Consider the following 14,364-nt stretch of genomic DNA (forward strand, 5'->3'; position numbering starts at 1 on the left):
CGCGTCCACATCCTGCTTGCGCTCGCCGCCGACACCGCGGTGATCATTCGCCGCGGCCGAGCAAGCAGACCTGCGTGCTCGGCTGGAACCGCAAGACCGACCGCATCCAGGTCGGCCAATGGCTCAAGGGCCGCATCTACGAACGCCGCTGCGATCTGTCGCCGGACGGCCGTCACTTCATCTACTTCGCCAGCAACGCGCGCTGGCGCTCGGAGTCGAAGGGCTCGTGGTCGGCGATTTCGCGCGCGCCCTATCTCAAGGCGCTGACCTTCCTGCCCAAGGGCGATTGCTACGAAGGCGGCGGCCTGTTTTTCGACGATCGCGATTACTGGCTCAACGATCGCTACAACCTGCACCGCCTCGCCCGAGACGACTCCGGCCTGCGCCGGTCCATGCGTTCGCCCTGGCACGAAAGCTACGGCAAGGGCGGCTGCAGCAGCATCTATTACATCCGCCTGCAGCGCGACGGCTGGGCGATGAAACATACCGATGCGAGTTCCGGGGAGGAGGTGACTACCTTCGAGAAACCTCTGCGCGGGCATTGGGTACTGCGCAAGATCGCCCACTCCGGCTGGATCCGCCGCGAGGGAACCGGTCACGACAGCGACGAACACGCCTTGTGGAATCGCCGCACCGGTCGGTTGATCGAACTGCCGCGGTGGGACTGGGCCGAGGTCGACGGCGAGCGTTTGCTGTGGGTAGAGCGCGGGCGTTTGCTGAGCGCGCGGATCGATGCCGAGGGTCTGTGCGAGCAGCGCGAGATCTACGATTTCAATCCGTTGACGTGGGCGTCGCTGGAAGCGCCGTACTGAGTCGGCATCGGTTTCGAATAGCCAAACCTGCAGCACGCAATCTCACGATCATCCCCATACCACGAGGCCGGCCGCACGGCCCCGCGGCGAACTACGTCAGAACGAGTGGAAAGTGCAGAAGTCGATCACGGTGACGCCGGGCTGGCTGGCATAGCCATACAGTTGCGTCTCGCAATCGCTTTGCGAAGCGGCGGAGATGTGCGCATAGGTGTAGGTGTAACGAAGCGGGCCGTCCGGGCCGGGAACTGTATGCGGTTGCACCCAACGCACGGTCGCGTCCCAGGTGCCCCAACTGGGTTGCGGAGGCTGCGGGTTGGTGCCGCCGATCGGAGCGGCCAGCGACGGCGCCGCGGCGAGCGTCAACAGCAACGACAACAACAAGCCCCCTGTACGACGTTTCATGTTGCGCATCGAAAGTCCTTTTTGGTCAGCCACCGAGTGTGGCCGGCGCAGCATAGGCACTCGCCGCCGGGCGAGGCCGCGTGCGCATGCGCGTATCCGATGGGCGGCGAATGGACGCGGATCGGCGGAATCGCGGCGCGGTGCGCGCGCGCGATCCTCATGCACTGCATCAAACGCGCACGACCGTTGGCGCCCGACGAATGGCTGGCCGCTGCGCGTTATTTCGACGTGGCAGACGCGCCGCAGCCGGGCTTGCCCGTCGCCGCCGGCGCTTTCATCCGGTAGATATCCATCTTCCCCGCCTTCGGCGATTTCGCCGAACCGCTGATCAACAGTTCGCCGGGCTTGTTCCAATCCAAGGCCGGCCCGAGCGTGTAGCCGCTGTGGGTGTTGAACGACAACGGCAGCGGCGCCGCCTGCGAATACGCGTCGCCATCGCATTGCGCTATGTACAAACGGATCGGATCGTCGGCGACGTTCTTCGAGCGCGCGAACACGATCGCGCGGCCATCGAAGAGCCAGGCGGCGTCGAATTCGTCCTGCGCCGTATTGATGCCCGGCACCGGCTTGGGATCGGCGAAGGCCTTGCCGTTCCAGCTCGCCACGAACAGATCGTGACGGCCGGCGCCGCCGAAGCCGTCGCTGGCGAACAACAGACGATGGCCATCGCGGCTCGGCGTCGGCGCCCATTCGTCGCCGCGGCTGTTGACGCCGGGCCCGAGGTTTTCCGCCGCGCCGTAGCTGCCGTCGGCGCGCACCGCGGCGCGATACAGATCGTCGCCGCCCTGGCCGCCGGCGCGGTTGGAGAAGAAATACAGCCAGCGGCCGTCGGCGCTGAACAAGGGATCGAAATCGTTCGCCGCGCTGTTGATGGCGAGCGGTTCGGGCTGCTGCCAGCGACCGTCGATCCAGCGCGCCTGCCACAGATCCCAACCGCCGGCGCCGCCGCCGCGATCGGTGCTGCCCCAGACGATGCGCTGACCGTCGGGATGCACCGCGCCGCGCACTTCGCTGTGCGGCGTGGAGACCACGCCCATGCCTTCGATGCCGAATTCCGACAAGGCCCAGGCGCCGCCGGCGAGCGCGCAAAGCGCGAGGCCGGCAGCGAATCGCAGCGAGGACATCGGCGCGGGACGCATCCTGGTTTTCATCGGCACGGCCATCGTTTCCAGCCGGCGAGGCAGGCTCATCGAATCCGCGGCAGCGCGCGCTGCCGGCCTTCCTTGAGCACCGCGTCGGCGACGCAGCCGCCCTGCCCGGTCACCGCCGGCGCCTTCATCCGGTAGATGTCCTGCTTGCCGGCCTTCGGCGACTTGGCGGTGCCGTTGAGCAACAACTCGCCGGGCTTGTTCCAGTCGATCACCGGGCCGTAAGTGAAACCGTCCTCGCTGTTGAACGACAACGGCAACAGTTCGGCCCGGCCGTACTGGCTGCCGTCGCACTGGGCGACGAACAAACGCACCGCCTTGGTTTTGACGTCGTCCGAGCGGGTGAACACGATCGCGCGGCCATCGCCGAGCCAGGTCGCGTCGAATTCGTCCGCCTCGGTGTTGATGCCCGGAACCGGTTGCGGGTCGACGAAGGCCTTGCCGTCCCAGCGCGCGATCCACAGATCCTGGCCGCCGGCGCCGCCGCGTCCGTCGCTGGCGAACATCAGGTGCTGGCTGTCGCGGCTCGGCGCCGGCGCCCATTCGCTGCCGGAGGTGTTGACCCCTGGGCCGAGGTTCTCGGCCGGGCCGTAGCCGCCGTCGTCGAGGACCGCGGCGCGGTACAGGTCTTCGTTGCCCAGGCCGCCGGGGCGGTCGGAGAAGAAATACAGCCAGCGGCCGTCGCCGCTGAACATGGGATCGTAGTCCTTGGACGGGGTGTTGATCGACAACGGCTCGGGGTCCTGCCAGCGGCCATCGACCCGGCGGGCCTGCCACAGGTCGCGCCCGGCCGGTCCGCCGGGGCGGTCGCTGCTGCCCCAGACGATGCGCCGTCCGTCGGGACTCACGCTCGCGCGCACTTCGCTGTGCGGGGTCGAGACAATGCCCATGCCTTCTATGCCGAATTCGCTCAGGCCCGCGTGGACCGTGCTGGCGAGCCCACAGGCGAGGAGTACACTCGATCCTAACCAGACCCTGGCGTGCCGCATTATGCGTCTCCCAACGGAAGGGTCCACAGTCTAGAACGAGGCGCGCTCATGTCGATGGATTCCAGTTCGTCCAGCCCGGTCCTGCGTTACGCGGTCTTCGGCCATCCGGTCGCCCACTCGCTGTCGCCGCGCATACATGCTGCGTTCGCGCGCCAGTTCGGAATCGCGCTGGAGTACGTCGGCGTGGACGCCGCGCCGGAGCGCTTCGACGTGGCCCTGGCCGAATTCGCCGCCGAGGGCGGGCTGGGCGCCAACATCACCCTGCCGCTGAAAACCCGCGCCGCCAGCATCTGCTCGCACCTGAGCGATCGCGCCCGCCGCGCCGGCGCGGTCAACACATTGATCCGCAGCGCCACCGGCTGGGAAGGCGACAACACCGACGGCGTCGGCCTGATCCGCGACCTCACCGAACGCCACGGCCTGGACCTGCGCGAACGCCGCACCTTGCTGATCGGCGCGGGCGGCGCGGCGCGCGGCGTGGCGCCGGCGCTGCTGGATGCCGGCATCGGCGATCTGTTCATCGTCAACCGCACGCCCGAACGCGCCGACGCGCTCGCCGACACGCTCGGCCTGCCCGGCCGCGTGCATCCGCGTTACTTGTCCGACGTCGGCACGCTCGGCAACTTCGATCTGATCGTCAACGCAACCTCGGCCGCGCGCGACGATGCCATGCCGACCTTGCCGATGAGCCTGGCCACGCCGCGCACCGCGGCGGTGGACCTGAGCTACGGCGAAGCGGCGATTCCGTTCCTGGCCTGGGCCAAGGTCGCCGGCGCGCACGATCGCATCGACGGCCTGGGCATGCTGGTCGAACAGGCCGCGGAAAGCTTCGAGCGCTGGCACCGCAAGCGTCCGGATACCGACCCGGTGTACGCGCAACTGCGCCAGGGCGCGTTGTCGCTGGTTACGGCGGATTGAGCGGCATGATCCGTGCGCACACCGCGCCCGGCGGCGGCCTTGTTCCCGGCGCGCTACGCATCGCGTGCGCGGCGGCCGGGAGCGGCGCATGAGTTTCAGCGATTGGCTGCCCGCGCTGGCGACTCAGGCGCTGATGATGACGCCGTTGCTGATCGTCTATGCCGCCGGCCTGACGCTGTGCCTGACACGGCGACGCCAACTGGGCGTCGCCTCGACTTACGCGGCGATCGCGTTCGCCCTGCTGATCGCCGGCGTGTTGTTGAGTCTGGCGGGCCAGGCCTGGAGCTACCGGGCGATCTCTTCCGGGATGCCGGCCAGTTCGATGGCGGTGATCTCCGGCGTGGTCGGCGTGTCCCACATGCTGCTGTCCCTGCTCGCCACCACGCTGCTGGTCGCCGCGATACTGGCGCGGCGGCCGGCGCCATAGGCCTGAGGCCGGTGGCGATGCATTGCCGCGACCAATGCGGCGCGTGTTGCATCGCGCCCTCGATCACCTCGCCGATTCCCGGCATGCCGCACGGCAAGCCGGCCGGAATTCCCTGCGTGCAGCTGGACGACGAATTGCGTTGCCGTTTGTTCGGCAAGCCGGAGCGGCCGGCGTTCTGCGCGTCGTTGCGGCCGTCGGAGTCGATGTGCGGGGTTACGCGTGCCGACGCGATGGGGATGTTGACGGCATTGGAAATCGCGACGCGGCCGTAGCAACGCCGCGCATTGAGCCTGCGCGGCATCTCGGCCCGGTATCGCTGCACTCACGATCCGTGTTGCGGACCGTGAGTGCGCGAGGTCCTCAACGCCGGATCAGCGACCAGCCCAATGGATAGTTCGCCATCGACAGGCCGGTGAAGCCGCTGCCTTGCGACCGCCACAGTTGCATCAGGCTGCCGTTGGTCCAGATCACATCGGTGCGGCCATCGCCGGTGAAATCGCCGGTCTGCGCCACGCGCCAGGCCGGGCCGGGTTGATAGCTCATCTCGGACATGCGCACACCGCCGTCCATGCCCCATACCGCGAAATAGCCCAGATCCGGATGGCGCCACATCAGGTCGGACTTGCCGTCGCCGGTCACGTCGCCGGTCGCGGTGAGTTCCCATCCTTGCAGATAGCCCGGCATCGCATCGCCGGTGAAACGCAGGTCGCCGCTCGCGCGCCACAGTTGCATCTGCACGCCGTTGGTCCAGACCACGTCCATGCGGCCGTCGCCGCTAAAATCGCCGCTGCCGGCGATCCACCACTCGACACTGGTCCCATACGAAGCGCTGTCGATGATTTGCGCGCCGCCCATGGCCCACATCCCGGCGGCGGTGTTGGCATCGTTGCGCCACAGCAGGTCGGTAGTGCCATCGCCGTTGACGTCGCCGCTGGCGACCACGCGCCAGCCGGTCGGATAGCTGCGCATCTGCACGCCATTGAAATAGCCGTCGCCGCGCCCTTCCCACAACTGCATGCTGGTGCCGTCGGTCCACACCAGATCGAGCTTGCCGTCGCCGTTGAAATCGCCGGTCGCGATCACCCGCCATTCCGAAGGCACCGCGTGACCGATGCCGGTCACGCGCGTGGCGCCGTCCATCGTCCAGATCGCGAAGTTCTGGCGCGCGTCGTCGCGCCACAGCAGGTCGGACTTGCCGTTAGCGTCCACGTCGCTGGCCGCGGCCTTGGCGCACCCCTGCCCCAGGAACACCATCACGCCCTGGATGGCGCTGAGCGCGACCACGTCCTTGCAGCCGTCGCCGTCGAGGTCGCCGACCGAAAGGTCGCGGATATTCGGCACCGCATATGCACGCTCTTCCGACAAGCCGTAATCGGTCTGCTGATACACCACCAGCTCGCCGGCGCGGGCGATCAGCAGATCGTCGCGGCGGTCGCCGTTGAGATCGGCCACCTGCGGGTTATAGGCCGAATCCCGACTCGGAATCTGCTCGAATCCATCGCCCCCAGGCAGCCGGGCGAATATCGTGGTGGTGGTCGAATTAATGCGCAGGTAGATCGGCTCGGCCTTGGCGTCGTGATCGAAATCGCCGATCTCGGCGACCCGCATTCCCGACGCGACCGCCTGCCCCGGCTTGAACCCGTTGACGGCGTTGTGCTCGAACAAATACACCTGCCCGGCAGTGTCGGTAGTCACCAGATCCTTGAAACCGTCGCCATTGACGTCGCCGGCCGCCATCCACGTGCCGCCGCGCATGGGCGTATTGAGCGGATCGGTGGAGGTGAACCGCCCGTTGCCCAGTCCCAGCAGGATCGTGATCCTGTGCGGCGTCTGATCGAAATTCCCCGCCTGGTGGACGATGTCCGGATTGCCGTCCAGATTGACGTCCATGATCGCCATCGACGCTTCCGGGATGCCGCTATCGAGCCCATAGCGCCGGCCGCTGAAGGCGCCGGTGCGATTGCCGAGAAATATCGTCGCGCCGTTGCTGTCCGCCAGCACGATGTCCTTGATGCCGTCCTTGTTGAGATCCTCAAGCAGCAGGTTCGACACCTGCCCCGAATCCAGATCGGAGTACGACACCGTGATCGGCGCGGCGTGGCCGCCGTCGGCCAACGTCGCGTACACCGCGAGTTTTCCCGCCACCGCGGCGTCGCCGCTGGTGAACGTGGCCAGGACGATATCGTCGCGCCCGTCGCCGGTGACGTCGCCCAGCGCCACGACCCTGGCATTGGCGGACATCGCGTCGGCGGCGAACGAGGACGGCGCCAACGTGCTGCCGCTGGCTCGCGGCAAGCCCGCGCTTACCAATGCGACTTTACGCACGCGATTGTTGCTGGTGTCGGCGACATAGAGATTGCCCTCGGCATCCGTCGCCACACCATAGGGCTGGCCGAGAGTGGCTTGGGTCGCTTCGCCGCCGTCGCCGCTGCCGCCGTTCACATACGACAGCCCGGCCACTATCTTGGCCTGGCCGGCATGGATCCTGCGCACGCGACTGGCGTAGTTCTCCATCACGAACAAGTCGTCGTCGGCGTTCACCGCGATGGCGTAGGGCGTGATCAGCGCGGCGTCCAGCGCGCTGGAGTCGGTCTCCTCGGTGCCGCCGCCGGCAACAGTGGTGATGATGCCGTTGCTGACCTTGCGGATGCGCTCGTTGCCGGTGTCGGCGATCAACAGCGCGCCGTGCGAATCGAACGCCAGCCCGTTCGGCCGCGACAAGCTGGCCTGCAGCGCCGCAGCGCCGTCTCCCTGGAACGCGTCGGTGCCGTTGCCGACCACGGTCACCAGCCTGCCGTCGGCATTGAGCCTGCGCACGACGTGGTTGCCGGTGTCGGCGATGTACAGCAGGCCGTCGCCGCCGATCGCCAACCCGGCCGGGTGATTGAGCAAGCTTGCGGTCGCGATGCCGTCGATCGCCGGGCCGATGGCGCCGGTGCCGGCGATGGTGCGGATGATGCCGTCGCTGCCGATCTTGCGGATGCGCTGGTTGTAAGTATCGGCGATGTAGACGTTGCCGGCGGCGTCCACGGCGATGGCCGAGGGTTGGGACACCCAGGCCTGAGTCGCCGGTATGCCGTCACCGCCGCCGTAGCCCGTCTCGCCGCTGCCGGCGATGACGCTGGCGACGCCGTCGGCGCGGATCTTGCGGATGCGCGCCTTCTCCGCGAGGTAGATGTCTCCCGCCGGAGTGATCGCGATGGCTCTCGGCTGCGCCAGCGCTTGCCGTGTGGCGTAGTGGCCGCCGCTGCCGCCGCCGGCGATGGAGGTGATGATCGCGCCTTGCGAGGCGGAGGAAAACGCGGCGCAGACCGCGCCGATGGCCAGCAATTTGAAGAGTTTCACTACGCCCCCTTGTCGTGAGTTCCCTGTGCGCGCAGGCGACACGTCGCCTCCGGTCCTTGACCACACCAGCTCCCCAGCCGTGTGCGCTTGGGGATGATAAATACTGTGCCGCAGGCCTACCAGAACTGCCCGCGGATCCGGTTCGGCCGACCGCGTCCTCCCGCGCAACCTCAGCGGTTACGCTGGCGATACGCCGGCGCCGGCCTCAACGGCGGATCGTCGACCACCCCAGCGGATACGCCGGCATTTCCAATTCGCCGAAGCCGCCGCCCGGGACCGCCTGCCACAGACGCATGCGGCTGCCGTCGGTCCAGATCAGGTCGGTCACGCCGTCGCCGTTGTAATCGCCGCTCTGAGCGATGCGCCAGTTGGCGTCGATCAAGTACGGCGCGCCGCTCAGGCGCGCGGCGCCGTCCATCGCCCACGCCGCCACGTGCGGCTGGCCCGGCAGACGCCACAGCAGGTCGGCCTTGCCGTCGCCGGTGACATCGCCCACCGCGCCCAGTTCCCAGCCTTGTGGGAAGTCCGGCATGGTGTCGCCGGCGAAAATCTTGTCGCCGACCGCACGCCACAATTGCATCGAGGCGCCGTTGGTCCAGATCAGGTCCAGGCGGCCGTCGCCGCTGAGGTCGCCGCTGCCGGCCACCCACCAGTCGGGACTGGTCGAATAACTTTGGCTGTCGATCACCTGCGCCCCGTTCATCGCCCACAACCCCATCGCCGTGTTGGCGTCGTTGCGCCACAGCAGGTCGGCGTTGCCGTCTCCGGTGATGTCGCCGGTCGCGACCACGCGGTAACCGGTCGGATAGCCGCGCATCATCACGCCGTCGAAATAGCCGTCGCCGCGACCCTGCCACAACTGCATGCTGACGCCGTCGGTCCAGATCAGGTCGAGCTTGCGATCGCCGTTGAAATCGCCGGTGGCGATCACCCGCCATTCCGGCGGCACGTTGTGGCCGACGCCGTACAACCGCTCAGCGCCGCTCATGCCCCAGATCGCGACGTGCTGACGCGCATCGTCGCGCCAGATCAAGTCGCTGCGACCGTTGCCTTCGATGTCCGACGATGCGGGCTTGGAATTGACGCAGTTCTTGCCATAGTGGATCTGCACGAAGCTCGCGTTCGCGGTCGTTCCGACCACATCCTTGCAACCATCGCCGTTCAGATCGCCGACCGCGATCCGGCCCAGGCTGGCGGAGGCAATGGATGCTTCGCTCAAACCGAAATCGTTCTGCCTGTAAAAGAACAGCTTGTCTTTCGCGACGGCTACCAGGTCGTCGCGGCCGTCGCCATCCATATCGGCTCCTGTCAGCTCACTGAGCAGGTAGTTGGTCACCATGCGCTGACCGAGCACCCATACCGCGTAGCTGGGCTCGTTTCCTGCGGATTCAACGATGTTGATGCGGCCGTCGTCGTCGAAGTCTCCGCTGCCGATGGAAGCCACGCCTTCGCCGAAATAAACCTCGCTCTTGAACCCGCTTATGCCGTCGTGCAGAAACAAGTAGAGGCGCCCTCCGACCATCGCCACCAAGTCCTTGATCCCATCGTCGTTGACGTCGATCGCATGCAGCGGATAACCACCACGCAACGAGGTATTGATCGGGGCCAACGACATGATGGCCCCGCCCGGGTTGCCGAAGAACACATTGAAATCGCGCGCGCCGGGATTGCCCACGTCCGATCGCTGATGCGCGACATCCAGGTAGCCGTCACGATTGACGTCGAGCACGGCGACGCTGCCGTCGAGGCTGCTCGGAGTGGACAGGTAGGAATTGCGGCTGGTCAACGTCCCGTTGCGATTGCCCAACAGGATGCTCACGCCGAGACGGTGGCCGATGACGATATCGTCGATGCCGTCTCGGTTCATGTCGGCCAGATGCAGATCGGGCGTAATCAGTCGCTGATCCGGAAAGAACTTGACGATGATCGGATCGGCAAAGCCGCCTCCCAGCTTGCGCGGGTACACCGCGACCCGATTGTCGATGGCCGGATTGATCGAGCTGGCAGAACCCTGGACCAGGACGATGTCGTCGCGGCCGTCGCCGGTGACATCGCCGACTTTCACCCGCATCGGCGTGATGGCGACGTTCATCCCCTGTGCGGCCTGGAAGGGGAACTCGCCGGTACGCGGCAATCCAGTTCCGGCCAGCGCTAGTTTACGTACCCGTGCGTTGAGCGAATCGGCAATGTAGACATTGCCCTCGCTGTCGGTGGCTACGGCGTGGGGTCGATTGAGCGACGCGAGGGTGGCTTCACCGCCGTCCCCATCCAGGTACCCGCCGTTCATGCGCCCGGCCACCGTGACGATCGAGCCGTTGGCGATCTTGCGTACGCGCGATGTTCCGGACTCGGCCACATAGAGGTTGCCGAAGGCATCCACAGTCAGGCCCCAAGGGGAACTCAATAGCGCATTCAATACCGGACCATCGTCCGTGCTGAAGCCGCCGCCGGCCACGGTGGTGATGATGCCGTCCGTACCGATCCGGCGAATTCGCTCGCTGCCCACCAGATACAGGGCGCCGGCGCGATCGAACGCCAGTCCCCTGACCGTGGATATATAGGCGCCGGTGGCCGGACCGCCGTCGCCGAAGCCGTTGCTGCCGCCACCGGCGACGGTCTGCAAGGTCCCGTCGGCGTTGAGCCGGCGCACGCGTTCGTTGCCGCTGTCGGCGATATAGAGCAGGCCGTCGGGGCCGATCGCCAAGCCGCTGGGATAGCTCACCGGGCTCGCCGTGGCGGGCCCATCGACCGCAGCACCGATCGCGCCCGTGCCGGCGACGGTAGTGATGATCCCATCGGTACCGATCCTGCGGACGCGGTTGTTGCCCGTATCGGCGAAGTAGACGTTGCCCGCCGCATCCACCGCGAGCGCGGTGGGGTCGTTGATCTGCGCAGCGGTGGCCGGCCCGCCGTCGCCGCTATAACCGGGCGTGTCGGTGCCGGCAATCACCTGGGTCAGGCCATCGGGATCAATTCGGTAGACATGGACAAGATCGGCCACGTACATGTGATCCGATCCGGTGATCGCGATAGCCTTGGTGTATTGCAGCGAGATGCGCGTGGCGTATTGGCCATTCCATCCGCCGCCGGCGACCGAGGTGATGATCGCGGCCTGACCCGTGCCGCACAACGCCGCGCACAACGCGCCAAAGCCGAGAAGATGTCCGATTCGCACTGTGGCCCCCTGATTTAATATTGGTTCGTGACGATCGCGTGCAGCGATGCGATCGCCGTCAGCGCCGCACGGTGGACCAGCCGACTGGATAATCCAGCATCGGCACACCGACGAATCCATCGCCCTGCGATTGCCACAACTGCATCTGATGGCCATCGGTCCAGATCACGTCGGTGCGGCCGTCGCCGGTCAAATCGCCGGTCTGGACGATTCGCCAGGCCGCGCCGGGCTGATAAGTCCGTCCGGACAAACGCGTGGCGCCGTCCATCGCCCAAGTCACCAGGTAGCCTTCGTCCGGATAACGCCACATCAGGTCGCCCTTGCCGTCGCCGTTGATGTCGCCGACCGCGGCCAGTTCCCAACCCTGCGGATAGCCGGGCATCTCCACAAACTTGAAAGTCAGACCTTCGTCCGCCTGCGCCAAGCTCATGAACGTGCCATCGGTCCAGACCACGTCCATGCGTCCATCGCCGGTCATGTCCGCGCTGCCGGCGACCCACCAGGTCTTCTTCACACTGTAGGAGGCGCTGTCGATGATCTGCGCGCCCTTCATAACCCACAGGCCGACAGCGGTATTGTCGTCGCCACGCCACAGCAGATCGGTGTTGCCGTCGCCGTTGACGTCGCCCACCGCAACCACGCGATAGCCAACCGGGTAACTGCGCATCTGCACGCCGGTGAATCCGCCTTTGCCGTCTCCCTCCCACAGCTGCATTTGCATGCCGTCGGTCCAGATGAGATCGAGCTTGTGGTCGCCCTGGAAATCGCCGGTCGCCAACACTCGCCACTCCGGCGATACCAGGCGGCTCATGCCTTCGACGCGGGTCGCACCGTCCATCCGCCAGGTCACCAGATGCTCGCGGCTGTCGTCGCGCCACACCAGATCCGATTTGCCATCGCCATTCAAATCATTGAGCGTGCCTTCCACGCAGTTGCGTCCCGGGAACAGCAACAGGCCCTGGCTGCTCAGAACCACGGCATCGCGGCAACCGTCGCCGCTGATTTCGCCTCGCGCCACGCCGATCGCGCCAGGAGCCGAATAAGCCACTTCATCGGACAGGCCCAGCGGGGTCTGACGGTAGGCCACCAATTCGTCGTATCTCGTCAGCAGCAAGTCGTCGCGGCGATCGCCATTGAAATCGCCCGCATTCAGATCGAGCGCCACTTCCGGTATGGAGCTCATTTCGGAACGGCCATCGGCGCTGTACCTCACGACCATGGTGCTGCTGCCGTTGCCGTAGATCGCGGAAAGAATGTCCGTGCGTCCGTCGTGATCGAAATCGCCTAAAGCGATGTTCCCGCCGACTCCGGCCGAGCGCTCAGGCCTGAAATTGTTGATGCCGTCGTGTTCGTACACGTAGATCTGAGCGTACTTCGTCGTCACCACCAGATCCTTGAAACCGTCGCCATTGACGTCGCCGGCGCGGATATTCGACCCACCTGCCAGCGCGCTGTTCACGGCATAGGGAGCCGCCAGACGACCGCCGCCGCTGCCCAGGAACACTTGCAGATCGCGCGCGACTTGGTCGCCCAGATCGTCGAGGTAGTGCACGACATCGGGCGTACTGTCGTTATTGACGTCCATCACCGCCAAGGCGCCAGCCACGCCGCCTGGGATCGGCAGCGAATAATGCGTGCCCGACAGAGCGCCGTTGCCATTTCCTGGGAAAATCGAAAGGCCCGTGCGTTCGCCGATCAGGATATCGAGGATGTCGTCGTTGTTCATATCGGCGAGCACGATATTGGGAACGACGACACTGCCTTCGCTGGCGTAGTACGCGGTCTGCGGAGCGGCCAGACCGCCGCCGGCCAGGCCGGAGAACAACATCACCTTCAATGTCTGCGGATCGCTGCCGGATTCGCGTCCGGTTGCCACGACGACATCGTCGAGTCCATCGCCGGTCACATCGCCCACAGCCAGTCTTGCATACCGTTGCGTCACCGTGGCGGGAACGGGGATGACGGAATAGCCCAGGAACTTGCTGCCGCCCACGCGAGGCAGGCCTGCGCTTCTCAGCGCGACTTTGCGTACCCGCTGGTTGCCGGTATCGGCGACATAGATGTTGCCATCGCTGTCCAATGCCACACCGGCCGGCCGATTGAAGGTCGCCAGGGTCGCATCGCCACCGTCGCCGGCATAGCCGGGACTGTTGGCGACGCCGGCAAACGGCCTGATCCAGCCTCCCGAGATCTGACGCACGACCGAACTGCCGGCTTCGGCCACGAACAAAAAAGGAGTTCCCGGTTCGATGGCCAGGGCACGCGGCTCACGCAACCTCGCCGTGAGCGCGTCGGTGGTCGTGTCGCTGCTGCCGCCACCGGCCAACGTCCGGATGCGACCGACGAAATCGATCTGACGAACGCGCTCGTTGCCGGTATCGGCGATGTACAAGTTGGCGACATCGGTGGCCAAGCCGGTCGGGGCGGATACCCGCGCCTGCTCTGCCGGCACGCCCTCGCCGCTGAAGCCGGCGACGCCATCGCCAGCGACGGTCACCAGTCTGCCGTCCGTGTCGAGCAGGCGAATACGGTGATTCTGGGTGTCGGCGATATACAACGTATTTTTGGGGCCGCCGAACGCAACGCCGCCGGGATAATTCAACGACGTGGCCGTAGCGACGCCGTCGTCCGACGCAGCGGCCACACCGGTGCCAGCGATCGTGCGGATAATGCCGCTGGTGTCGATCTTGCGGATACGATGATTGTAGGTATCGGCGATATAGATGTTGCCCGCAGGATCGACCGCGATCGCGGAAGGTTGATTGAGCACGGCGTCGACGGCGGGCCCGCCATCGCCGCCGTAGCCCAGATAGCTGGCGCCGGCGATGATTGTGGCGACGCCGTCGGGCGTGATCTTGCGTATCTGCGAATATTCGGCCACGTACATGTCGCCGTTCGGCGTGATGGCGATCGCCTTGGGCTGAAACAGACTTTGCCGCGTGGCATAACTGCCGCCGCTGCCGCCGCCGGCGACGGAGGTGATGATCGCGCCTTGCGACGCGGCAGAAAACGCAGCGCAGATCGCGCCGATGATTAGCAGTCCGAGAGTCCGCATCATGCCCTCCTGATTAATCTGTGCCAGACGCGTACCCGCGCCCGTATCCGAATACGGCGAGCTTCCCGCCCGCGCGCGTTTGAAACTCAAAAC

10 protein-coding genes are annotated in these 14,364 nt (G+C 66.2%); 4 read left to right on the forward strand and 6 right to left on the reverse strand.

The genetic code is table 11. The features are described 5' to 3' along the window. Positions 1-74: 74 nt before the first annotated feature. A complete protein-coding gene (locus tag LG3211_RS23260; RefSeq protein WP_057944926.1) occupies positions 75-812 on the forward strand; it encodes a hypothetical protein in 738 nt (245 codons plus the stop codon). A 96-nt stretch (positions 813-908) separates the two neighbouring features. Here the strand turns inward: LG3211_RS23260 and LG3211_RS23265 are convergent, their stop codons facing one another. The 3 genes from LG3211_RS23265 to LG3211_RS23275 all read right to left on the reverse strand — a co-directional run bounded on the left by LG3211_RS23265 (position 909) and on the right by LG3211_RS23275 (position 3,252). Then, the gene (locus LG3211_RS23265) at positions 909-1,214 is read right to left on the reverse strand and encodes a hypothetical protein (protein WP_148649118.1); all 306 of its coding nucleotides are present in this window, start codon (positions 1,212-1,214) and stop codon (positions 909-911) included. Positions 1,215-1,432: 218 nt separating this feature from the next. Continuing rightward, on the reverse strand, positions 1,433-2,338 hold the full coding sequence (locus tag LG3211_RS23270) for a TolB family protein (RefSeq protein ID WP_237049800.1): 906 nt from the start codon (positions 2,336-2,338) through the stop codon (positions 1,433-1,435). 62 nt (positions 2,339-2,400) lie between these two features. Continuing rightward, positions 2,401-3,252, reverse strand: a complete 852-nt coding sequence (locus LG3211_RS23275; protein WP_237049801.1) for a TolB family protein — start codon at positions 3,250-3,252, stop codon at positions 2,401-2,403. Between the two features lie 153 nt (positions 3,253-3,405). Here LG3211_RS23275 and aroE point away from each other — a divergent pair, with 153 nt between their 5' ends. The 3 genes from aroE (at position 3,406) to LG3211_RS23290 (ending at position 4,968) form a co-directional block, all read left to right on the forward strand. Further along, positions 3,406-4,269: a shikimate dehydrogenase gene (gene aroE / locus LG3211_RS23280; RefSeq protein ID WP_057945697.1), complete on the forward strand. Its 864-nt coding sequence runs from the start codon at positions 3,406-3,408 to the stop codon at positions 4,267-4,269. A gap of 88 nt (positions 4,270-4,357) precedes the next feature. Continuing rightward, the gene (locus tag LG3211_RS23285) at positions 4,358-4,696 is read left to right on the forward strand and encodes a hypothetical protein (protein ID WP_057944929.1); all 339 of its coding nucleotides are present in this window, start codon (positions 4,358-4,360) and stop codon (positions 4,694-4,696) included. A gap of 17 nt (positions 4,697-4,713) precedes the next feature. Further along, positions 4,714-4,968 carry a YkgJ family cysteine cluster protein gene (locus LG3211_RS23290; protein ID WP_083512788.1) on the forward strand — a complete coding sequence of 85 codons (255 nt, stop codon included), beginning with the start codon at positions 4,714-4,716 and terminating at the stop codon, positions 4,966-4,968. 88 nt (positions 4,969-5,056) lie between these two features. On the opposite strand, the gene LG3211_RS23295 is transcribed toward LG3211_RS23290, so the two are convergent. From LG3211_RS23295 to LG3211_RS23305, 3 genes are all read right to left on the reverse strand, one after another. Next, on the reverse strand, positions 5,057-8,041 hold the full coding sequence (locus LG3211_RS23295; RefSeq protein ID WP_148649119.1) for an FG-GAP-like repeat-containing protein: 2,985 nt from the start codon (positions 8,039-8,041) through the stop codon (positions 5,057-5,059). A 205-nt stretch (positions 8,042-8,246) separates the two neighbouring features. Then, entirely contained in the window at positions 8,247-11,336 is a 3,090-nt protein-coding gene (locus tag LG3211_RS23300) for an FG-GAP-like repeat-containing protein (protein ID WP_187313087.1), read from the reverse strand. Continuing rightward, on the reverse strand, positions 11,275-14,361 hold the full coding sequence (locus LG3211_RS23305; RefSeq protein WP_148649120.1) for an FG-GAP-like repeat-containing protein: 3,087 nt from the start codon (positions 14,359-14,361) through the stop codon (positions 11,275-11,277). Before LG3211_RS23305 ends, LG3211_RS23300 begins: the two co-directional genes overlap by 62 nt. Between the last annotated feature and the right edge of the window lie 3 nt (positions 14,362-14,364).

The sequence above is a fragment of the Lysobacter gummosus genome (assembly GCF_001442805.1).
Taxonomy (GTDB): domain Bacteria; phylum Pseudomonadota; class Gammaproteobacteria; order Xanthomonadales; family Xanthomonadaceae; genus Lysobacter; species Lysobacter gummosus.